This is a genomic window from Paenibacillus sp. E222 (assembly GCF_013401555.1).
In the GTDB taxonomy this organism is placed as follows: Bacteria; Bacillota; Bacilli; order Paenibacillales; family Paenibacillaceae; genus Paenibacillus.
In genome coordinates, this window is the sequence record NZ_CP058552.1 from 1140493 (window position 1) to 1163538 (window position 23046).

Annotated in this window: 22 protein-coding genes and 1 riboswitch; of the genes, 2 read left to right on the forward strand and 20 right to left on the reverse strand. The window is 47.5% G+C overall.

What is annotated here, in order from left to right; genetic code table 11:
- Nucleotides 1–11: 11 nt before the first annotated feature.
- The 7 genes from HW560_RS05145 to HW560_RS05175 form a co-directional block, all read right to left on the reverse strand.
- The gene (locus HW560_RS05145; RefSeq protein WP_179265740.1) at nt 12–1805 is read right to left on the reverse strand and encodes a putative polysaccharide biosynthesis protein; all 1794 of its coding nucleotides are present in this window, start codon (nt 1803–1805) and stop codon (nt 12–14) included.
- Between the two features lie 192 nt (nt 1806–1997).
- Nucleotides 1998–2540: a stage V sporulation protein T gene (spoVT, locus tag HW560_RS05150; protein ID WP_090905211.1), complete on the reverse strand. Its 543-nt coding sequence runs from the start codon at nt 2538–2540 to the stop codon at nt 1998–2000.
- A gap of 319 nt (nt 2541–2859) precedes the next feature.
- Complete coding sequence (locus HW560_RS05155; RefSeq protein WP_179262247.1) at nt 2860–4008, reverse strand: peptidylprolyl isomerase; 1149 nt, start codon at nt 4006–4008, stop codon at nt 2860–2862.
- Nucleotides 3992–7519, reverse strand: a complete 3528-nt coding sequence (mfd, locus tag HW560_RS05160; protein ID WP_090905215.1) for a transcription-repair coupling factor — start codon at nt 7517–7519, stop codon at nt 3992–3994. Before mfd ends, HW560_RS05155 begins: the two co-directional genes overlap by 17 nt.
- Nucleotides 7520–7797: 278 nt before the next feature.
- Nucleotides 7798–8028 (reverse strand): anti-sigma-F factor Fin, encoded by a 231-nt coding sequence (locus tag HW560_RS05165; protein WP_024633714.1) that lies wholly within the window; start codon nt 8026–8028, stop codon nt 7798–7800.
- 97 nt (nt 8029–8125) lie between these two features.
- Complete coding sequence (gene pth / locus HW560_RS05170) at nt 8126–8686, reverse strand: aminoacyl-tRNA hydrolase (RefSeq protein ID WP_179262249.1); 561 nt, start codon at nt 8684–8686, stop codon at nt 8126–8128.
- Between the two features lie 120 nt (nt 8687–8806).
- Nucleotides 8807–8968, reverse strand: a complete 162-nt coding sequence (locus HW560_RS05175) for a hypothetical protein (RefSeq protein WP_179262251.1) — start codon at nt 8966–8968, stop codon at nt 8807–8809.
- 82 nt (nt 8969–9050) lie between these two features.
- Here HW560_RS05175 and HW560_RS05180 point away from each other — a divergent pair, with 82 nt between their 5' ends.
- Entirely contained in the window at nt 9051–9251 is a 201-nt protein-coding gene (locus tag HW560_RS05180) for a hypothetical protein (RefSeq protein ID WP_024633712.1), read from the forward strand.
- Between the two features lie 109 nt (nt 9252–9360).
- Here HW560_RS05180 and HW560_RS05185 read toward each other — a convergent pair whose 3' ends face one another.
- From HW560_RS05185 to HW560_RS05245, 13 genes are all read right to left on the reverse strand, one after another.
- Nucleotides 9361–10314 carry a ribose-phosphate diphosphokinase gene (locus HW560_RS05185; RefSeq protein ID WP_017691370.1) on the reverse strand — a complete coding sequence of 318 codons (954 nt, stop codon included), beginning with the start codon at nt 10312–10314 and terminating at the stop codon, nt 9361–9363.
- A 101-nt stretch (nt 10315–10415) separates the two neighbouring features.
- A complete protein-coding gene (glmU, locus tag HW560_RS05190; RefSeq protein WP_371129210.1) occupies nt 10416–11807 on the reverse strand; it encodes a bifunctional UDP-N-acetylglucosamine diphosphorylase/glucosamine-1-phosphate N-acetyltransferase GlmU in 1392 nt (463 codons plus the stop codon).
- 393 nt (nt 11808–12200) lie between these two features.
- Nucleotides 12201–12485 carry a septation regulator SpoVG gene (gene spoVG / locus HW560_RS05195; RefSeq protein ID WP_017691372.1) on the reverse strand — a complete coding sequence of 95 codons (285 nt, stop codon included), beginning with the start codon at nt 12483–12485 and terminating at the stop codon, nt 12201–12203.
- A 188-nt stretch (nt 12486–12673) separates the two neighbouring features.
- Complete coding sequence (gene purR, locus HW560_RS05200) at nt 12674–13501, reverse strand: pur operon repressor (protein ID WP_090905221.1); 828 nt, start codon at nt 13499–13501, stop codon at nt 12674–12676.
- A 98-nt stretch (nt 13502–13599) separates the two neighbouring features.
- Nucleotides 13600–14454, reverse strand: coding sequence for a 4-(cytidine 5'-diphospho)-2-C-methyl-D-erythritol kinase (gene ispE, locus HW560_RS05205; RefSeq protein ID WP_090905253.1), 855 nt, complete (start codon nt 14452–14454; stop codon nt 13600–13602).
- 149 nt (nt 14455–14603) lie between these two features.
- Entirely contained in the window at nt 14604–14780 is a 177-nt protein-coding gene (locus HW560_RS05210; RefSeq protein WP_053778930.1) for a small, acid-soluble spore protein, alpha/beta type, read from the reverse strand.
- Between the two features lie 245 nt (nt 14781–15025).
- Nucleotides 15026–15301, reverse strand: a complete 276-nt coding sequence (gene veg / locus HW560_RS05215; RefSeq protein WP_053778931.1) for a biofilm formation stimulator Veg — start codon at nt 15299–15301, stop codon at nt 15026–15028.
- 153 nt (nt 15302–15454) lie between these two features.
- A complete protein-coding gene (gene yabG / locus HW560_RS05220; RefSeq protein WP_079697633.1) occupies nt 15455–16351 on the reverse strand; it encodes a sporulation peptidase YabG in 897 nt (298 codons plus the stop codon).
- 59 nt (nt 16352–16410) lie between these two features.
- Nucleotides 16411–17313 (reverse strand): 16S rRNA (adenine(1518)-N(6)/adenine(1519)-N(6))-dimethyltransferase RsmA, encoded by a 903-nt coding sequence (gene rsmA / locus HW560_RS05225; protein ID WP_090905222.1) that lies wholly within the window; start codon nt 17311–17313, stop codon nt 16411–16413.
- Between the two features lie 4 nt (nt 17314–17317).
- A complete protein-coding gene (gene rnmV, locus HW560_RS05230) occupies nt 17318–17863 on the reverse strand; it encodes a ribonuclease M5 (RefSeq protein ID WP_091001847.1) in 546 nt (181 codons plus the stop codon).
- 155 nt (nt 17864–18018) lie between these two features.
- Nucleotides 18019–19203, reverse strand: a complete 1185-nt coding sequence (locus tag HW560_RS05235) for a resuscitation-promoting factor (RefSeq protein WP_110002332.1) — start codon at nt 19201–19203, stop codon at nt 18019–18021.
- A 273-nt stretch (nt 19204–19476) separates the two neighbouring features.
- Nucleotides 19477–19730, reverse strand: a riboswitch (cyclic di-AMP (ydaO/yuaA leader).
- 241 nt (nt 19731–19971) lie between these two features.
- The gene (locus tag HW560_RS05240; protein ID WP_179262253.1) at nt 19972–20742 is read right to left on the reverse strand and encodes a TatD family hydrolase; all 771 of its coding nucleotides are present in this window, start codon (nt 20740–20742) and stop codon (nt 19972–19974) included.
- A 338-nt stretch (nt 20743–21080) separates the two neighbouring features.
- Nucleotides 21081–22361 (reverse strand): HD domain-containing protein, encoded by a 1281-nt coding sequence (locus HW560_RS05245; protein ID WP_090905228.1) that lies wholly within the window; start codon nt 22359–22361, stop codon nt 21081–21083.
- Nucleotides 22362–22678: 317 nt separating this feature from the next.
- On the opposite strand from HW560_RS05245, the gene HW560_RS05250 reads away from it, so the two are divergent.
- On the forward strand, nt 22679–22933 hold the full coding sequence (locus HW560_RS05250) for an AbrB/MazE/SpoVT family DNA-binding domain-containing protein (RefSeq protein ID WP_024633700.1): 255 nt from the start codon (nt 22679–22681) through the stop codon (nt 22931–22933).
- Nucleotides 22934–23046: the final 113 nt, after the last annotated feature.

Genomic DNA, 23046 nt, shown 5'->3' on the forward strand with positions numbered 1-23046 from the left:
CAACGCGAGGGTTAGCGCAGCACACGCAGTCTGCGCAGCAGCTTGGCCAGCATCGGCCCCAGCTTGGGCACGGCCGCCAGCTCTGCGGCGGTCAGCAGCCCCGTCCGGGCCGCGGCCAGCAAGAACACGGCCGTGCCTGCGGCTATGCCCAGCAGGCTTACGCCCATCGCGGCCAGCCGGCGGTCGGCCGCGATACCGACGCCGCCGAGCATCGCTTCGGCGGCCCAGGCCGTGCCTGCCGCCGCCAGGCTCATGGCGGCGATCACCAGCGCCGGCTTCGCCAGGACGGCGCCAGGGGCCGGGCGCAGGGCGACAAGCCGCGCCAGCAGCGCCACATTCAGGCCAGCCGCCAGCATGTAGGCGACTGCGCCTGCGAGGGCCGCGCCGCTGATGCCCAGCGCCGGCACAAGCATGACGTTCAGCAGCGCCTTGACGCCTGCGGCGGCCAGCATGCTGAACGCGGGTGCGCGCACGGCGCCGAGGCCTTGCAGCAGCGCCGCCGCGATAATACTGACGGTGCTGCCCGCAGCCGTCAGCGCCATGTACCGCAGAGCTTCGGTGCCTGCGGCATCCCCGTACAGCATGCGGTTAATCGGCTCTGCCAGCACCGCCAGACCTGCGGATGCCGCCAGGCCGATCAACCAGAACCAGCGCAGCGCAAGGCCTGCTTGCTGCCTTACGGCTTCTGGCCCGCCTTTCAGCCGGGCTTCGGCCATCGCCGGAATAAAGAGCACAGACAGCGACGTGGCAAGCATCGTCACCAACTGAACCAGCGGCAAACCACGGTTGTAAATGCCGAAGGACACCATGGATTGAAGCTCATCCAACCCTTCTCGTCTTAACAACCGGGGTACCGTAAAGGTATCCACCAGATTCATCAATGGCACGGCCAATGATCCGAGGCAGACCGGAATGGCATAGATCAGCAGTGTCCGCATCCATTCGCCGTTGGATCGCCGCTGTTCATACAGAAGGCTGGTGCTGTCGCTTCGACGCTCTTCCGTTTTCTCCACCTGCACAGCCGAAGATTCTTTTGTGTAAAATTTATTATTACCTCGGTTGTTCCCGTTATCGCCGTGAGATGATTTCCGCATTCCCTCTCTGGCTGGCCCATCTAATTGAGCATCGTTCATAACAGCGAGCCTTTCCCTAATTTTCCGTCGATGATGGTACACATATCCAAGCATCGTAACTAACCCGGCAAACCCTCCTGCCACTGAACCAATCATAGCTCCAGCTGCAATGACTTCCAATGAAGCGTCCCGCCCCATGAGCCACAACAACAGAACAATCATCACCGTGACCCGAACAGTCTGCTCTACCACCTGGGATACGGCTGTAGGCACCATTTGCTGCAACCCCTGGAAATATCCGCGCAGTCCTGTCATCACCGGTACAAACAGCAATGCCATTGAAGCTGCCCGAATGGACGGTACGACACTTCCGTTTCCAATCAGATCTCCAATAAGCGGTGCACCTATATACATCAACAAAGCCAGCGTCAGGCCAATTCCACCAAGCAGCATCGAGGACAAGCGTATAACCCGTCTCCCCTCCTCCGGTCGACCAAGAGCATTCTGCTCGGCTACGAATTTGGATATAGCGACAGGCAGCCCGGCAGCAGCAATGGTAATGATGAGCATATAGAACGGGTACACCGTATTGTAAATGCCAAAAACACCGTCTCCCCCCAGATTCTGCAGCGGAATCTTCTGAAAAGCACCAATGATTTTGGATATAATGGCGGCAAGCCCAAGCACAAATGCGCCCTGAAGCAATCTTGAGCCTGTAGACGACTGTTTCATATGTCCCTCCTGCGTACGTCCGTGCATTCTTCTCTTCAAACGTATACCTAGCTATTATACCTGTCCAAAGGCGCACAGACTAACCCTTCAAGGCATCCTGCCCTTCAGGACATTATCCACATTGTCTACAGCTTCCCTAAAATGCAAAAACTCCTGGTTGCCCTCTGGGCACCAGGAGTTGATTGCTTGTTTTTATTGCTCCATCTGTTTGCCAAGGAACCCGGCAGCCGTCTCAGACATTTTGACTTCCATCTGAGACATCTTCACCGATTCATCCTTGTTGAAAAGGATAACCGTTCCAATGGGGTCACCACCCGAAATGATTGGGGCGATAACAAAAGATGATAACGTCTCGTCATGATCTTTGCTAAGCTCATAAGAACCATTGTTGGTCTCCATAATCGTCTTCCGGTTTTCCATACAACTCTCCACCAGTTGACCTACCTGCTTGTCCAGATATTCTTTCTTGGAGCCACCTGCTACCGTAATAATCGTATCACGGTCAGAGATCATCGTGACATGGCCTGTACTTTCATACAGCGATTCTGCATATTCTTTAGCAAAATCACCAAGTTCGCCAATCGGCGAGTATTTTTTAAGAATAACCTCTCCATCGCGGTCCACAAAAATCTCAAGTGGATCGCCTTCACGGATACGTAACGTACGGCGGATTTCTTTCGGAATGACCACTCGACCGAGGTCATCAATACGGCGGACAATACCAGTAGCTTTCATTTCACATGTTGCCCCACTTTCTCGAGAAGATTTTTCAACTACTGTTCCTTAATGGGTAGAGGAAAGTCCCAGAACGTTTAGTGTGATATCTTGACCATAGTATTCATCTGTTCCCATTTCCTTATACATACTTTGGAGAATATAGTTGTGTAAACTTCCACAGAAGGCGACCATGTACCCACTTTGCTCCATAGATACAAGGAAAAGCAAGAGGCAGGCCTTAAGTCCCCCTCTTGCTTTTCTGTATGGTTGTCCATATTTGAAGCGTTCAGTGTATCATCCAGACAAACGTATTTGCTGAATGTATGCACTCGCTATCTTATTTACCGCTTGTATCTGTACTTTCATCTGTTTTTGTTTCCTTGTCGGTTCCAGTTGTTCCTTTATCCGTTTTGGTATCCGTACCCGCATCGGTTTTTTCACCCTCAGTACCTGTTCCAGTACCGGTCTTGCCTTCAGTAGTACCTTCAGTCGTGCCTTCTTTAGCCTTGTCTGTTTTTGGCAGTTTTACTTCTTTTACGATTTTGTCCAGTTCGCTGGTCATAAATGTGTCAATCTCAGCAGCGGCCAATTGGCTTTTGAGTGTTTCTTTTTGCTCAGCAGTCAATTTCGCATAGTCCGCTTCTGTACGTTTTTCTACTTTCATGATGTGATAACCGTATTCAGTCTCTACAGGATCGCTGATTTTGTTCAATGGCAGCGTTTTAGCCGCTTCTTTGAACGCATCTACCCAGCTGGCTACAGGTGTATCTTCGTACAATCCACCTTTTTCTGCAGAACCTGTGTCTTCAGAGTATTTCTTCGCAATTTCAGCAAAGTCCGCTCCCCCGTCCAATTTCGCTTTTACTTCTTTCGCAAGTTTCAGAGCATCTTCTTTTTTACGCTCTTTTTGCGTTTTTGGATCCGTAAAGTTGATCAGTACGTGACGAACAGACGCCGTTGTGAACTGATCTTTATTTTTCTCAAATTCAGCTTTAATCGCATCTTCAGTAACGCCCGTTTCTTTATCCTTGATTACCGTCATAATGCGAGTCATGTAATCCTTAATGTTCTGGTCTGTCAGATTCTGAGCTTTCAGCATCTCAGTCCATTGATCAGCTTGAACAGAAGCTTTCATTTTGTCGAATTGTTCTGTCGCTGTTTTGGCACCCTCGGTTTTGGCTGCATCACTTGCTTTTCCACTCAAATATTCATATGCAACTTCCTGTTTCACCAGGTATTCCTTGAAATCATCCATATCCATCATTTGTGCATATTCCGGATAGAGGAATTTCATGACCCGTTGCTCCATGTCGAATTCATTGGCTGTAATTGTACCGCCATCATACGTAGCGACTACAGCACTTGTATCCTTTGGTTCCGTTGTCGCTTCTTCCTTCTTGCCGCAAGCAGCAAGCAGTGATAAGGACAGTACTGCTACCATGCTCACAGACAGTACTTTCCCTACTTTTTTATACTTTGCTAACATCCTTTAGTTCCCCCTTTGATTTAAAAGCACTTTTCATGGACTCCAGAAATTTCTCTACCAGCTCCATCAGTTGCTTGTCCCCAAGCCCTTTACCCTTGACATGAATAAGCATATGGGATCCTTGTTCAAATTGTACACGTCTTTCGAACTGATTTCCAATGTGTGCGATTTTTGAGAGCTCAAATGCATGTTCTCTGCCTTCATAGAACTTCACTGTAAGATCATCTCCGCGTTGGGAGATGGATTCAATACCGTAGATCTTGCCATAGACTTTCATTCTGGCCACCGCCAGCAAGTTGATTACGGCTTCTGGCAGATCTCCGAATCGGTCAACCAATTCGTCTTCCAGTTCCATTGCATCGTCGAAGGAGGCAATAACCGCCACTTTTTTATAAATTTCAATCTTCTGAATACTGTCATAAATATAATCCGACGGCAAGTACGCATCGATACTGAGATCCAGCGTTGTGTTCCACTGATCGGATGGCACCGGCTCTTCGCCGAGCATTGTAACTTTGCGTTTGTTGATTTCCTCTGCCAGCATCTGAGAATACAGATCGAATCCGACAGACGCGATAAAGCCGTGCTGTTCAGCTCCGAGCAAATTACCCGCGCCGCGAATCGATAAATCGCGCATCGCGATCTTGAATCCTGAACCTAGTTCGGTAAATTCCTTAATTGATTGCAGACGTTTCTCAGCCACTTCGGTCAGCACTTTGTCCCGTTGGTATGTGAAATAGGCATACGCAATCCGATTGGAACGACCGACCCGTCCACGCAGCTGGTACAGCTGGGAGAGCCCCATTTTGTCCGCGTCATGCACGATCAGAGTATTTACGTTAGGAATATCCACCCCGGTCTCGATGATGCTAGTGCTGACAAGTACGTCATATTCACCATCCAGGAAGTCCAGAATGGTTTTCTCCAGCTCCGTTTCCGACATCTGTCCATGCCCCACACCAACCTTGGCTTCCGGCACCAATTCGGAAATTTCCGCAGCCATCTCCTGAATTCCCTGCACACGGTTATACAGGTAGTACACCTGACCGCCGCGAGCCAATTCACGTTCAATCGCTTCACGAACAAGCGCCTGACTGTGTTCAACGACATACGTCTGTACCGGAAAACGGTTTTCCGGCGGTGTCTCGATAACCGACAGATCCCGAACGCCCAGCATGGACATGTGAAGGGTACGCGGAATCGGCGTCGCTGTCAGTGTCAGCACGTCCACGTTTGTTTTCAGCTTTTTCAGTTTTTCCTTGTGCGTTACACCGAAGCGCTGCTCTTCATCTACAATTAACAGGCCAAGGTCTTTGAAGACCAGATCCTGTGACAATAACCGATGAGTACCGATGACGATATCGACCGTGCCTGCCTTAATGCCTTTGGCTGTCTCGTTCTGTTCTTTACGTGAACGGAATCGGCTAAGTACATGAATGTTGAATGGATAACCGGAGAAACGCTCACGGAACGTTTCATAATGCTGCTGAGCCAGAATGGTTGTAGGGACTAATACAGCAACCTGTTTTCCCTCAATGGCAGCCTTAAAGGCGGCACGGATCGCAACCTCTGTTTTGCCATAACCAACATCTCCACACAATAAACGGTCCATCGGACGATTTTGTTCCATATCTTTCTTGATTTCTTCGATTGCACGCACCTGATCCCGTGTCTCATCATAAGGGAACATGTCCTCGAACTCCTGCTGTTCCGCAGAGTCTTTGTCGAAGCCAAAACCTTTTGACGTCTGGCGTTCCGCATAAAGCTTGATTAGATCATCAGCAATATCCTGTACAGATGTGCGGACTTTATTTTTAACCCGTGTCCACTCATTGCCGCCCAGTTTATATATTTTCGGCTCTTTCTCTTCCGAACCGACATATTTCTGAATCAGATCAATCTGCTCAATCGGTACAGACAGTTTGTCTCCACCTGCATAGAGAATATGCATGTAGTCCTTGTGAATACCGCCAACCTCAAGTGTACCGATGCCGAGATACTTACCGATCCCGTGATTTTGGTGAACGACATAATCGCCCACTTTCAGCTCACTATAGGATTTAATGCGTTCTGCATTGTCCACATTACGAATCGGCTTGCGCACTTTGCGCTGCTTCTGTGAGAACATCTCGCCTTCGGTAACGACAGCCAGATGAATGGAAGGCATCTCAAATCCGGTTTGCAGGTTGCCAATAAGCATCTCCGGCTCAGGGATATCATAGTCCATGAGTACCCGACGCATCCGATCGAGTCTTTCCTCACCGTTAGCCAGCATAAGCACCTGAACCCCGGCTTTCTGCCAGCGCTCCATCTCTGCTTTGAGCACGTTCATCTGACCATGGAAGTCCTGCATTCCACGGCTGATAAAGTTGAGAATATTCTGCGGCTGGGTATGAGGAACCTGACGCAAAAAGATGGACATAAACAGCGTCTGGAATGGACGTTCATAGATCAGATCATCCCCATCCGCTGACAGATGCAGGTCCGGAAGGGTCTTCCCGTTTTGCATCAAATGCAGATTCCACTCCGACTCATCCCGGTCAAGCTGTTTCGACGTCTCTGCAAGCCTTGCCGGCTCGTCGAGTACAAGCAATGTATCTTCTGGCATGTAGTCGTAGATCGTCTTGTTTTCGGGATAGAGCGGTGAAATATATTTATACATTTCGGAGAAATACACATGCTCCCGCAGAAGTTCGATCTCACGATGAATTTCTTCCCGCAGACGCAGCTTCGCCTGCCGGTCCGTCATTTTCTCCAACTGTTGGTCAAGCAAAATAACGGCTGTATCCGCAGCCTTCTCCATGCGTTCGCGATCTGCAATTAACTCTTTGCACGGCAGAACCGTCACTTCGTCAATTCGTTCAATGGAACGCTGGTCTGCAGGATCAAATGTCCGAATGGAATCGATCTCATCGTCGAATAATTCCACACGATACGCAATGGACGATGTAACTGGATAGAAATCAATAATTCCTCCACGCACACTCATCTCACCACGTGATTCTACGCGCTCTACACGTTCATATCCAAGCTTCACCATCTCCAGCAGGAATGCATCGAGCTCCAGCGTATTGCCTTGTTTAATTGTAATCTGAGCATTAGCCATTACTTCCGGAAGTGGAACATAGCGCCGTACCCCGGAAAATGGGATAACAACAACGCCCCTGAATCCCTGGGCGCAACGGACCAACACATCAATACGCTGACCCAATGTTTCCGGACTGGAAACAGCAGCTTCAGCGGCAACAAGTTCGTTGGCAGGATAGAGCAGCACCTGATCCGGTGAAAGCGCTTCCTGTAAATCTTCTGCGATTTTTTGAGCGGAAAACATATTGTGTGTCACAACGAGCAGGGGTCGGTTCGTTTCCTGATGCAGGGCAGCCAGCATAATCTGACGTGCCGAACCGGATAAGCCCGAAACCAATTGCTCCTTCATACCGGATGTAATCCCGGCCGTAATGGACCCGAAGTCCGGATCTTTGGAAAAAGCCTGTATAAGTGCTTGTAACAAAAGGGGCACCTCTCTTATAACTTACTTGAGTATCTCACGCCTGCGCGCAGGTTCACCACATTAAAAATTGGATACAAATTCCTTTTTGTCCTGTTTCATCATAAAGGATTAATCGCTACTTTGCCACATCCGTTTAATGTGGCTGAGCACGATTTTGGAAGCAGTCTGGTTTCATCCCAACTGAAAAGAAGCCTCAGCAGGCTGCCAAGGCTATAAAGGTGGAGCGGTATTCCGCAGCCGCCATCATCTGTCATAAGTTCTTGCTGCGTGCGAGTTAATTATTGAAGCGGACTCGCAAGCAGGCTCAGCTCAGGATTAAATTCCAAAGCTTCTTTGCAATAATCACATGTAATCCGAACGGTTATATCGCCACCGGAATTATACGCTATTATATCCCTCCGCTCGTCGGGGGTCAAGAAATGAAAGCCTAATTGCGCTTCCGTTATCCGGGCAGAATCGATTCGTCCAATAAAAGTACGGCAGTGCCTACACACATAATTCACTGACATGTTTATGCCTCCTGAACATGGTTTATACGTCCAGTATGCCCATTAAGACTGAATTGAACCCGAATCTTGATCATTTTTCCAGTGCCAGTTGCAGCGGTTACCCGTTGAACTTGGCCATCGTCTGCTCAAACGTATGATCCAGACTATACTCCAATGCATTACAGGTCTGTTCGATCGTTTGTTCGAGTGCTTCCTTTTCGTTCTTCATAAACTTCGACAGTACGTAATCTACAATGGCATGTCCCGGTTCTGGTCGGGATATGCCCATCCGTACCCGGTTAAACTGCTGAGTACCGGTATGCTGGATAATGGATTTGATTCCATTGTGACCACCTGCACTGCCCTGGTAACGCAATCTGACTTTGCCTGTTTCCGTGTCCATATCATCGTAGACAACAATCAGGTCTTCCAGACTAACTTTATAAAAATCCATATAAGCCCTTACCGACTCACCGGACAGGTTCATAAACGTCATTGGTTTAATCAGCACCGTTTTGACGCCGCCAATCACACCTTCTCCAATCAGCGCCTTGCATTTGCTCTGCGTAATGGAGATATTATGGCGCTCTGCAAGTCGATCGAGTGCCATAAAGCCGATATTATGACGGGTTTTAGCGTAGTTCGGGCCTGGATTTCCGAGGCCGACAATCCACTTCATCTTGTTCCCTCCTTCGGATCAGCCTAAGGTGAAGCATAGACTTCGAATGTTATATTTCATATAATATCAACAAAGTATGATTCGAAATGGTTATATAATTTGAACGATTATTACACCTTATCACTCCGATTGCAGTACCATCTTTCGATCGGCTCTTATCCCCAGATTTTCTTTATTCCCTTGATCCAAGGGAATAATCCGGTGATAGCCTATGCTTCCGAAGTAGCTTTCTTGCAGAAAGCTTTCAGGCGCACGCTCCGCTTCTTCAGATTGGTTCTGCACTCTCCGTTTTGGTGTAAACGTCAGTTTCAACTTATATTATGTTTACAGCTTTTATTCATCAACCCAGGAAGGTGAGCGGGTTTTGCGCGAAGACAACGGACAACTGACTCAACATAGCGATTTTATCTATCATCTGGAATATCACGTACCTGTACAGGTATATGACCGCGACACCCATATTGAGATCGGACTAATCACACGTTTCGATAATCAATTTGTCGAAATTGCCGACACTCTTTTTCATCGGCGCCGGTTCCGTTTTATCTCCCGCCCCGGATACTAGAAATCCGGCAGGCAACTGCTTCACTTCCAACATAACGGCACGCCGACAGGGGTTACATTTTCCATTGATCCGGAAAACGTAACCCCTCTACTACTTTATGCAGACATCCTTATTCAATTTCAAACAGCTTGCTGATTGACAATTCCTCATGAACCCGGATAATGGCTTCTCCGAGCAAAGGTGCTACAGACAACACTTTAAGTTTGCTTGTCGGGTTAGCATGCGTAATCGGAATAGTATCCGTTACGATAACTTCCTTCAGCGGTGCATTCTCCAAGCGTTCCATCGCAGGGCCGGACAATACCGGGTGAGTACAGCAAGCGTATACTTCTTTCACGCCGCCTTCCATCAGAGCATTTGCTCCCAGTACAATCGTTCCCGCTGTATCAATGATGTCATCGATCAGAATTGCCGTTTTACCTTCGATGTTACCGATAATGTTCATCACTTCGCTGACGTTCGGCTCTGGACGACGTTTGTCGATAATTGCGAGAGGTGCATTCAGGAAGTCCGCCAGTTTCCGAGCGCGTACTACGCCGCCGTGGTCAGGCGATACAACAACCGGATTTTCGATCTGTTTCGAGCGGAAATATTGAGCCAAAATCGGCACGCCGAGCAGATGATCGACTGGAATGTCGAAGAATCCCTGGATCTGCATGGCATGCAAGTCCATTGCGATTACACGGGTTGCACCCGCTTTTTCGATCAAATTGGCAACCAGTTTGGCTGTAATCGGGTCACGCGAACGGGCCTTACGGTCCTGTCTAGCATAACCATAGTACGGAATAACGACGTTAATCGTCTTGGCAGATGCCCGTTTAAGTGCATCAATCATAACGAGCATTTCCATCAGGTTGTCATTAACCGGCAAGCAAGTAGACTGCACGATATAAACGTGACAGCCCCGAACACTCTCAGAGAGTTTCACTTGGATCTCACCATCACTGAAGCTGGTTGTGTGAGATTCACCCATAGGAATTCCGATATAATCAGCAATTTGATGGGCAAGCTTGGGGTTAGAATTGCAAGTAAATATTTTTAGTTTCGAATCAAAATAAGTCATAAAATAAAAACCCTCCGTGCTGGTTCATTGGAATCTATAAGCGTCTGCGACATGTCGGCACCCCCCGATGTTCGGCAGGCAATTCTTAATATCAATACCCCTTATTCGGGTTTGGCATTTTGTTTCTTTGCTTTGGCACGACCACGGATTTTCTCCGCATACCCAGGTTTGTTCTCCTGGCGTGGGCGGGCAATCGCGAGATCGTTGTCGGGAACGGAATGGGTAACGGTAGAGCCCGCAACAACATATGCGCCTTTTCCTACCGTGACAGGTGCAATCAGATTGACATTGCTGCCTACGAACGCATCATCTTCAATCGTCGTTACAGCTTTATTATATCCATCATAATTCACCGTTATTGCCCCGCATCCAACATTTACGTTTTTCCCGACTTTAGCATCCCCAATATAACTGAGATGAGATACTTTGGAGCCTTCATCAATTGTAGCATTTTTCACTTCAACAAAGTCACCAATTTTTACTTTGCGGCCCAGTTTGGTGCCTGGACGCAAATAAGCAAATGGACCTACGGTTGCTTCTGATCCAACCTCGGCTTGTGACAGCACAGAATGTTTGATTGTAACCCCATCCTGAATGATACTGTCTTCGATATCAGCCTGAGGACCAATATGGCAGGCTTCACCAATGGTAGTTGACCCTTTGAGTATGGTACCCGGATACAATACCGTATCTGATCCAATGGTAACATCCGCCCCGATATATGTCGATGCCGGATCGATGATCGTAACACCGTTCAACATATGTCTTACCGCCAAACGTTCACGCATGAACGCTTCTGCTTGTGAAAGGGCAAGCCGATCATTAACTCCGATGGATTCCGCGATGTCATCTGACATGTAGGCCTCCACCACTTCTCCATCATTACGGAAAATGCCAACCACGTCAGTGAGATAATACTCTCCCTGAGCATTCTGGTTCGTCACTTTCTCCAGCGCAGCGAACAACTTGGCATTATCGAAGCAGTACGTACCTGTGTTGATTTCGTTCACGGCATCTTCCTGCTCCGTGCAATCCTTCTGTTCCACAATGCGTTGTACTGAACCATCTTCTCCGCGAATAACGCGACCGTACCCTTTGGGATTGTCCAGTTTAGCTGTAAGTACCGTTGCTGCTGCTCCGCGACTCTCATGCAGCTTCATCAGTCCTTCCAGCGTTTCACTGGTCACAAGTGGTGTATCTCCACAGACAACAATGGTTGACCCTGCTTCACTGCCGAGCAGAGATTTAACCTGCTTCACCGCATGTCCTGTTCCCAATTGTTCAGCCTGAAGCACGTACTCTGCTCTGGAACCCAAAAATGACTGCACCGCTTCGGCACCGTGACCGACCACAACGACGCTGCGTTCAACACCTGCGCGAAGAGCTGCATCCAGCACGTGACCCACCATTGGTTTACCGCATACGGGATGCAGTACCTTGTACAATTTTGATTTCATCCGTTTGCCTTGCCCTGCCGCAAGAACGATTGCCATTCTTTTCAAAATTTACGACCTCCTGTTCTGAAAAACCCATCGTTTGACCTTACCTGTATATATCCGATGAGTAACGTTCAGCCGGCCCTGCGCCGGTCTTGTTCATCGCCTGCTGTCTCTGTAATCACGCGTAACAACGCGGACACCAACAAATCGTGACCTATATGTATACGCCGTGTACCTGCGAGCTTAACCGATTCCCATGATTCCTAAGATGCCGCCCTGTTACCAAGCGCACGCTGCGCTTTTTGTTCTTTCAACATTTTGCAGAATTCAAGCTGCGAAAATGCTCTTCTGTGAATAAACTCAATACTGAATATATCTTATTCCCGTCAAAAAGAAAAGAGAGCCATAAGACATGGCTCTCTTTTCCTTCGAACCCCAATAATGTTCTCAGGCACCTTCTTCAATGACTTCTTCCTCAGTTGCTGCGCGATCATACTCAGTCAAAACAGCTGCTTGAATCTTCTCGCGAGTACCGGAAGAGATCGGGTGGGCGATATCACGGAATTCTCCGTCAGGAGTCCGCTTGCTCGGCATAGCAACAAACATTCCGTTATTGCCATCGATGACGCGAATGTCATGAACGACGAATTCGTTATCGATGGTAATGGATGCGATAGCCTTCATTCTCCCCTCAGAGTTAACACGGCGGAGTCTGACATCCGTAATTTGCATGTGTGTGTTCACCACCTTTTTCCATCAGAACTTGGTGTATAATTCCACACAGCCTATACGAACTCCTTCTTTTTATAACCATAAAAATGTCCTAATTTCAGGAATTTTTTTATTTAATACACAATTCGACAACGTTAGTGCCAGGTCGATGGAAAAGAACCTTTCCCGACATGTAATTCGTCATGATTCTACACGTCAAAATAGTTGCCAGGCTTGACGGAAATGTGTCTGCTCTTCGCATCAACCGCCGTCAGCTTCGCCAGAGAAATGTAATCCGTCAGCAGTCGTTCTTCCGAATCAACCGATCCAGATTCTACTAATACGCCTACTCCCGCTACCGTAGCATTAAACTCGGCTAATAGGTCGATCATCCCTTGGACGGTTCCCCCGGCTTTCATAAAATCATCTACAATGAGCACTCTGGAGTGCTCACGCATAGCCCTGCGAGATAGGGACATGGTATGTAGGCTTTTATGGGACCCGGATACATAATTGATACTTACGGCCGATCCTTCCGTAGCCTGATGGTCCCTACGCACGAGCACTACAGGCAGGTTGAGCTGGGCTCCGGTCGCATAAGCAAGCGGAATTCCTTTAGTCTCGACCGTCATCACCACATCAATATCCATATTGCCAAAGGCCGTTGCAAAAATCTTGCCGGCTTCATTCATCAATGCGGGCTGTCCAAGCAGGTCGGACATGTACAGGTACTCACCAGGGAGTATCCGATCGGGCTGCGCGAGCTGGGTAGAAAGTCGTTCTGCAAAAGCCAGTGCCAGTTCTCTGGACACCTTTGGAATCCACTTTACTCCCCCGGCTGCTCCAGCCAGTGTATGCAGTTCTCCCGAACCACCTTCTTCGAACACTTCTTTGATAATCGCCAAATCTTCACTGATCGACGACTTCGCAGCTCCGTAGCGTTCGGCAAATGTGGTCAACGGAATAACCGTATGCGGTCTAGACAATAAGTACTGCGTCATTTCAACCAGCCTTGCGCTTCGTTTTAATTTCTTCACAGAGATCCATCCTCACGATCACGGAAAACATCCAAATCCGAATAATTATTTAAAAATATACCACCTTTATACGTGTTTGTACATTATAAAAGCGAATTTTAAGTTAGCATACGTACGGCGTATACTTCTTTACAGAAGCCTCGCAGCCCATTGTAGATCCGTGCAACTTTGGACTCCTTGGAGACCAGCCCAAACACAGTAGGGCCGCTGCCTGACATTAATACTCCGTCTGCTCCAAGCCGAATCATGGCATCCTTCAGATGCTGAACTTCCGGATACAGCTTCAACGTTACGTCCTCAAGCACATTCCCCATCTGCCCGCACACTTCGGCAAAGGATTGATTGCGAATGGCCTGCTCCATTTTGGCAGCACTCGGATGACGAACGATCTTGTCGCTGCGGAACCGTCCATAGACGTCGGCTGTGGACACATTAATCGGCGGCTTGGCCAAGATCACCCAACATTGCGGGGGATTCGGCATCGGTGTCAGCTTCTCCCCACGGCCTGTGGCGAGTGCTGTTCCGCCTGTAATGCAGAAAGGCACATCCGAGCCCAGTTCGGCTCCAAGTTCCTGCAGCTCTTGATCGGGGATGTTGAGACGCCAGAGGCGATTCAATCCACGCAGCGTTGCTGCTGCATCACTGCTGCCACCAGCAAGTCCGGCGGCCACTGGTATTTTTTTGTCCAGATGAATATGCACTCCGGTTCTCACGTCATAACGCTCTTTGATGAGCCTGGCTGCCTGAAAAGCCAAGTTCTTCTCATCCAGGGGGATATATCCCGCCTGACTAGAGATAAAGATCGTGTCACGAGGCAGCTCAGACATTTCCAGTCGATCGGCAAGATCCACCATCGTCATGATCATCTCAACTTCGTGGAATCCATCTCTTCTTTTATGTAAAACGTCTAGCATCAAATTGATTTTAGCAGGCGCTTTTTCGTAAATTTTCAAGGCGTTCACCCGTCCTCACCTTTTCCCTAAGACAACTTAACATATTATATCAAAATGGGGCTGTCAAGTCATTTCTATTCCGCATCCATGGGGAAAAAGCGAGGTCATTCCTGCCGGATTGCCCCGCTCTCCAAACCGATTGAACCGGATTACGATTTGCGTGCAGCTTCTTCCGCAAGTTGAATGGCCCGTTTCACCATATTGCCCGCATCCTTCGCTTTGATCCCGCCCCAACCTTCCTGCTGGACAGTATCATAGAACCCCAGGTCTTTTGCCAGTTCATTCTTGAGTTCATCCGACATTACACTTCTTCTTCTCCGGCTCATGGATCATCCTCCTCCAAATAGTTCATTCATGATAAGTCCATTGGTATCCGGGACTAATTGCCCCCAGGCCAAGCCAATTCATTTGATCTACTTAAGAATAATGCCTTGAACCTGTCCAAATAGTATGCCGCTTCTTCCCCAGACTCATTCCTGATCAACTATGGCTCTCCCATGAACCGAGCGGGATTTTTTCAAAATAAAAAAAGCGACCTGCCCAAGGGGGCAGAATCGCCGTAAATCGATACTTACGTCTCCATGTAGGAGCTATGCGTCTGGCTGCCTGGATCAAATACCATGACTTCCACCGATTCCGTAAGTATATCAGCATAACTGTAGGATACTCGCTTGAATGTTTCTTGCTCCTCATCAAGCTTGACAATAAAAACAGAAGGGTACGTTTCTTCCAATACACCCGTACGCTCAATGGTCTTACGGCGGCCACCATTAGCCCGCAGCATAATTTTCTGACCGATATGTGCATCGAGATTGCGTTTGATATCCAATAGCGTATTTTTAGCCATTGTCGACGACCACCTCTTTTCTTGTCCATTATACCGGATTTTACAGTCATTGTCAAATCAAAACTAATTATTATATCAGTATCAAAAAGTTGTTGTCAATGAATTTTTTTGCAAACAAAAAAAGCCCCTAAATGAGGCTTTCTTCTGCCATCTTCAGACGGCTGATGGATTCACTTTTAACGTGGATAAATCATTCAATCCGGGCAGACCTACCCGATAACTCCCTCGTGTCTCAACGCCGCCCACACCCTGGCTGCCACTAATCGTGTTATGCAAAATGTCATTCATATTCACGGTTTCGCGCACTGACGTGAAGGCTGCCTTGGCTGCCACATAGACCGGGTCTAAAGCATGAATGAGAATTCGGCCTGGTGAACTGGCAAAGTTCGCTCCAGCACGCAGCAAGGCCTCAAAGTGGGACTGACACGCACCAGCTACAATCGTGAGCGCATCGAGATGGCGTTCATATTGCCTAGCCACCTGAATAGCAGATACGAAGTTTTGCGAATTTTTGTAGCTGCCCAGACTATATAAGTCATAGGGCTGACGAGTCTTAAGTACACCATCATGGCCAGTAATGACAACAATGTCCGGGCGAACTTTGGGCAGCAGACGATATAAAGTGTCCGCCATGGCAGACTCATGTACGTATTGCCCCTCTGCGGGAACACGAAGCTGCTCATAAAGGTTCATGCTTTTTTTTAGATAATTAGGATCGCCATCCAAGTGCAGTACTTTGCCAGGCATCTCAAAATAGGCGGGTTCTTGTTGAACAGACCATTCCTGAACCAAACCTTCACGATTGCGCTCGGCCTGTTCCATTCGATTCTGCTGCAAGCGTGAGAGCGTCTGATGCGCCTTCACGTGAGCCTGCCTCGTCTTGGCACTCTGCGGTTCATAAGGAACCTGTATCAAATCGTCCACAGGGGAATCGGCTAACAGCCGGAACTCGGTCCCTTTAATGATGGCACCGTCCGACTGGAGGCCTTCCAACCGGAAAGTCACATCTCCACCGTATGACTTTCGAACGACCAAGTCTCCGATATTCATCAACATTATCACCTCTACCCCATCGTATGGGCAGAAACCCGGATTGGTTCATCCGAATTTTACAGAGCTGCGCGTACCCCAGCTTCCCACATTACGGTACTGAGTGTCGCATACTCCTGCAGGCTCAATGTTTCTCCCCGTCTCGAAGGCTGAATACCAGCCTGCTCCAGCAGCTGATCAGCCTGTTCTCTGTTCTCCTTTGTGAAGAAACGAGCTTTCAAATTATTGGAGATTGTTTTTCTACGCTGCGCGAATGAAGCCTGTACCACTTCGAAGAAATGTGCCTCGTCGGGAACTTCAACCGGCGGTTGCTCACGCACCTTTAACTTGATTACAGCCGATTCCACATTAGGCTGCGGAATAAATACCGTGGGCGGAACAATACAGACCAATTCAGGCATACTGTAGTACTGGACTGCAATGCTCAGACTGCCATAGTCCTTAGATCCAGGAGCAGCAGCCATGCGTTCAGCCACTTCCTTCTGGATCATGACCACAATGCTGTCTACAGGCAGCTTCTCTTCGAGCAGCTTCATCATGATTGGCGTCGTTACATAATAAGGCAGATTGGCCACAACACTCACTTTATCTACCGTTCCAAAATCGGTGCGGAACAGCTCAGCCAGATCCAGCTTCAGCACATCCCCATGATGCACACGAACATTCGGATAAGGCTGCATCACTTCACCCAGAATCGGCAGCAGCCGCTGATCAATCTCTACAGCCGTTACAGGCCCGGCTACCCGAGCCAGACGTTCTGTGAGGGCGCCGATACCTGGTCCGATCTCAAGTGCACCCTTGGACTCGTCCAAATCAGCTGCATTTACAATTTTGTTCAATATATTTTGATCGATCAGAAAGTTCTGACCCAGGCTCTTCTTGAATGAAAATCCGTGTCTTTGAATAATTTCTTTGGTTCGTTTGGGGGTTGCAATCTCTACCGTTTCTTCCATGCCCTTCATACGCTCACAATCCTTCACGTTCAATTTGCGATAATGCTGCGGAGAACTCTTCCCGGGTAATCTGGAATACACTCAACCGCTTGTGGAACTGCTTGCCGTTGCAATATCCTATGCCCAGCAGATTGCCCATCTCCATACGACGTGCAGCAGCCTGTGGGTGCACAATCAGTCCCGCCGCAATCAGATCCTCCCAATCGATCAGACTGGGTGCGCCTTCATAAGACGTGTGTACACGTGCCAGTGCATGACGAATGGCCTCAGGTGAGGCGTTCTCCACTCCGATGTCGCCTTTACGCGTAGCATCTGCCTCCGGGATGAAGGCATGCTTGCAGCCAGGTACTTTATTGGCGATGATTTTACGAATACGTTCACCAGCATGATCCGGGTCTGTCAGTACGATGACACCACGTCTCTCTTGGGCAAGTGCAATGCGCTTTAGAATACGCTGGTTGATGGCCGACCCACCAGTCTCGATCGTATCTGCCTGAACCGCACGTCGAATAGCTACGGTGTCGTCACGACCTTCCACCACGATCACTTCTTTTATCATGTTCCATTTCTTCCTTTCTAACGCAAAAAGAAGAGGAGTATCCTCTTCTCTGCCAAACGGCGGGGGAGACTGAATTCAGACCCCTCCGCCGCATATTCCGCATGAATCATTCATGCTTATATTTTATAGCATTCCCATTTCAAAGTAAAACGATTTTAGTTCGCTTCCGGCTTCACCGGACCAATCACATATACCGTCTTGCCTTTCTTCCGTCCGAAGTTCAGGGCATGCTTCACACTATCATAATACACATCAATTTTGTTGCCTTTAATGGCACCACCTGTGTCTTCCGCACGACGGAAGCCAAGGCCCTCGATATATACCCACCAGCCAATTGGAATGACTTTGGGATCAACCGCAATGGTACGTCCCTCGGTTACCCGAGTACCTGATGCCGTTTTTGTGCCGATACCGGGCTCTTCAGAAGAGTATGCCGTCATGGATACATTTTTCAACACTTTAGAATATTTAAAAGAACTGCCTGAGACGGTAATTACTTTGCTGCCCGAGGCAGCGGTTTTCTTCGAGTTCGTGGTTGTTGCTGTTTTTGTCGTGGAAGTCTGCGCCGATACCGTCTGAATCACTGGCTCTTTCACAACAGGTTTGGCTTTGGTACCAACGGCGATCACTTTATCAACGCGATTCGTTGCGACCGATTTGCCCACCATTTTTTTGGAGACCAATTCTCCATCCTGGAACACCTTTTCAATATGCTGTACAAGTGTGCCTTCTTTACCGCTCACAACGACACGATTGTCGCCTTTGTACAAGCTAGGGTCAGCCGTTTTGATCACTTTGTAAGCAATCGGCTGTTCCACGTCCACCGTACGCTTTGTTACACGCACTACACGGATTTTCATATCCGCTTCAATAGTGGTTCCAAGCGCCGGATACACTTTGTCTTCACTTGCAATCTGAATACCTGATTTTTTAATCGCATCTTTTACCGATGAATCGGTTGTATACAGAGTCTTGGTGTCTCCGTCTGCCGTAATATTAACTGGAACGGCCCGCTCAATAACGATGCGGTCTCCATCTGTGATCGCCCCATTCAAGGGCATGGATACCTGATCGTGAGGGCTGACTGTGATTGACTGCTCCTCCAGCATTTCCTGAAGCATTCCTGTACGAGTCTCTACCGCTTGAGCTTTGCCATCAATAACCAGTGAAATTTGTTTCCCGGCCTGACCGTAAACGACTAACAAGATCATGATTGTAAGCGCAATTGAGAAAATCGCGATCAATGCCATTTGACGCAAGTTCTCATGCTTCCACCGCAACGCGAAAGACTTACTGGATGATCGTGACTCATGGGTCTCTTCTGGTTGGAATGTGCCCACTTCTCCGTCCTCCTTCATAGCCTCGCCGTCTAAAGTAATGCATGATGTCTTTGACGCGACTATACCAAATTTTCTACAGAACACAGATCGGACCAACATAATCCGGTTCTGCACCATGAATCAATCTTCGCAACATGATGTCATCCTCCTGAATACTTACCGTATGATGACCGTATTTCTTTTATTCAAAAACAAAAAAGCCAAAGAAAGAGTTTAAGAGGAACTCTTTCGTGGCTTCCGAATGATTCTGAATATCGGAAATTCATGCACGAGGTTGCCTCTCTTTTTCCGCTTGCGAGGTTAGCTGTCGGGTTCGGGCGAAAGAGAGCCGCCCTATCTCCGGTCATCCGCTCATGGCGGACGCCCTTGAATTCACCCCGAGACCCAAAGAAGAAATCAAATATGGCTTCGCAGATTTATACGCTGCTTTTGGGTCAGCGCATTTTGCGCATCGGCTGAAAACACCGATGTTTAAGCCTTATTGGTTCCCCCGCTCTCCGTTAACGGAGACTCAGCGAGACTGATTCATGAAAGTAATGTTGTTTCATCGGAAAGTGTCCCTTTGTTCATCCCCCGAACATCTGTCCAATTTTCCGCACAACAATTCACTGAAAAGATGATATCCTGTTTCTATGCATGTTGTAAAGCGTTGTTCAAGTACGTTTTTCTAAATATTTGGTTAAAATATTGTAATATTCTTGATTTATTTGGATCAAAAAGCAAATTAACTCCGCCTAACTCACTTTTTCACCCGTTTTGCTCGATATTTTAACGAATCCCAAATCGTTCCATGGCATTTTTGGTCGTTATTGCTGCAATTTCCTCTACCGAAATGCCTTTAATTTCCGCAGCTGCTTCTGCAACCAGACGTACATGCGCTGTCTCATTTCGTTTTCCACGATAAGGGTGAGGTGTTAGATAAGGAGCATCGGTTTCAATGAAAAATCGGTCCATCGGAACCTTCTCAAGCACCTCTTTAGGCTGCTTCGCATTTTTGAACGTGATTGGCCCTCCGAAGGAAAGATGGAAGCCCAAATCCAGGCACATTTTCGCCGTTTCCCAGCTGCCAGAGAAGGAATGCATAACACCGCCTACTTCTCCTGCCTTCTCTTCACGCAAAATCTTTACAATATCCTCATGCGCATCCCGGTTGTGAATGACAATCGGCATATTTAACTCACGGGCAAGACCAATTTGTTGTCGTAATACGCGATGTTGAACCTCTTTCGGTGAAGTGTCCCAATAATAGTCTAGACCAATTTCACCGATAGCTACCACTTTTTCATGCTTGCATAAAGACGCAATCCATTCCAGATCACCCTCCTGCATCGTAATTGCATCCACTGGGTGCCAGCCTACCGCAGCATATATAAAATCATAGGTTTCAGCCAGCTTCATCGTGGATGGAATAGTCTCCCGGTTAAAGCCAACGTTAATCATGCGACTAACGCCCGCATCCACAGCACGCTGAATCATTTCCTCGCGGTCCTCGTCGAATTGTGGTGCATCCAGGTGTGTATGTGTGTCGAACAACATCATGCTGTATTTCTCCCTTCATGTCGAATTAACGACTAGCTCTTTTTAATCCATCCGGTAAACTAACCAGAACATAAATATTCCTAAATTCGGTCATATTTTTTTCTTTATTTCATTCTATTAGCTCATTCAGCACATTGAGCACAACATGTAGAGCGAACAAGTTCTTCCTTATCTATATGTTGCTTATCTTTAGCCATCCGGGTTGTATTCTAATTGCTCTGATTACAAAATTATGTCGATCTACATGTACTCTCCATTAAAGCAGATTACTGTATCATGGAAAATAGCTCTTTTAGAAAGCTTTATTCACCAGACTCCTGAACAGTATTGCTGATCATTTAATGTGAGAAATAGGGGCGTATATTTGACGGTAATTCATGAACAATTGCATCCACCTTATTTTGCGGATAATACAAGTGATGCTTTCCGCGATGAAGACCACTGATTGAACGGACAATGTCGGATACCTCTGACAACTCATGTAACTTGTCTTGCCGATCAAGCAGCAGGATCTGCTTGTCCGTTGATTCATCCGGACGAAACACATCATACGGATTATCCGTTGGAAAATCAATTTCCAGATCATACTCGGGATTAAGACCCGCTGCAGTGAAGGCTTCCCGAATCTCTTCAATCAGGTTTACGTCGATCTGTTCAATCTCTACATACTTATATAATTTGCGATCTATAAAACGTTCGCATAACTCACTTAGAACAGCATCGTCCTCTTTGCGCCACTGCATAAATGCCGTCTGAATCAAAGCTTCGTCCAGCTGCAAGTATTCATCCACCGTTAAATCGCCGGCGAATAGCTGGGACAGTGGATCGATCATGAAGCGGAATTGGAAACCTTGCTGTATGAGACTTTTCGCCCGCTTAAATATTTGCCGCAATATAATTTCCGAACTTCGGGTAACCGGATGAAAGTAAATTTGCCAGTACATCTGGTACCTGGACATCAAGTAATCCTCCACGGCATGCATGCCCGACTCCTTGACCACGATTCTTCCGTGAAATGGACGCAGCATACGCAGGATACGGTCAAGGTCGATCGTCCCATAGTTTACACCTGTAAAGTAGGCATCCCGAAGCAAGTAATCCATGCGGTCCGCATCAAGCGGACTGGTGACCAAATTAACGACAATAGGTTGCTCATATGTCTTTTGAATAACAGAAGCCACTTTCTCGGGAAAATCAGGAGCATACCGTCTTAAGATCGCCCCTACTTCGGTATCACCTGTAATGATCCGACAAGTCCAATCCTCATGATTCATATCGAAAGCTTCTTCTATTGAGTGAGAGAACGGCCCATGTCCAAGATCATGGAGCAATGCTGCGCAAAGGGCTACCGTTTTTTCCTCCTTTGGCCAATCTGAATAGTGACTTCTTTCGAATTGGGAAATAATCTTACGCGTAATTTCGTAGACACCCAAGGAATGTGAGAAGCGACTATGCTCTGCACCATGGAAAGTAAGAAATGATGTTCCCAATTGACGGATTCGGCGTAAACGTTGAAATTCGGGCGTGTTGATCAACTGCCATATAATCGGATCTTGCACATGGATATAATTATGTACCGGATCTTTAAACACCTTTTCTTCCGTTAAACGCTGTTCCATGTCTGTTCACTCCTTTAATATCGTTTGTATTTGTCGCTTTTCAGTATAATACCACCAAGGATTCGACACAGTTTGACGAATCTTGTCGAATACTGTATTTTTGTCGTTTTCCAAATCGACAAAGCTGACATTGATGTTTAAATACGAAAAATAGCTCCCAATCCCTTACCACTCGTAATCTTATCAAAAACAGCCTTTATTTTAAGCTAATTTTAAGGTTGACTGTTTTGGGAATCGTTGGTATGATGAGTATCATAAAACATAAAATAATGTCGAATAATGACAATGATCGTTAGCTGAGAGGAGCACTGATTATAATGATGAAATCAACAGGTATTGTAAGAAAAGTGGATGAACTGGGACGGGTAGTTATTCCAATTGAATTGCGCCGTACGCTCGGTATTGGTGAAAAAGATGCTCTTGAGATCTATGTTGACGGCGAGCGCATCATGTTGAAAAAATACGAACCAGCTTGTATCTTCTGTGGCAATGCAGAGAACGTTACTTATTTCAAAGGTAAAATTGTTTGTAACGAATGTATTTCCGAAATCCCTGCACCTGTGACAAAATAAGAAATATCAGGTATAATGGTCTTATTAAATTGTTATTTCTAACCTTTTTATATTCCTTGATCGCCTTCCCGGTGTGAACCCCACCGCTGGAAGGTATTTTTTTGCTTTCTTAT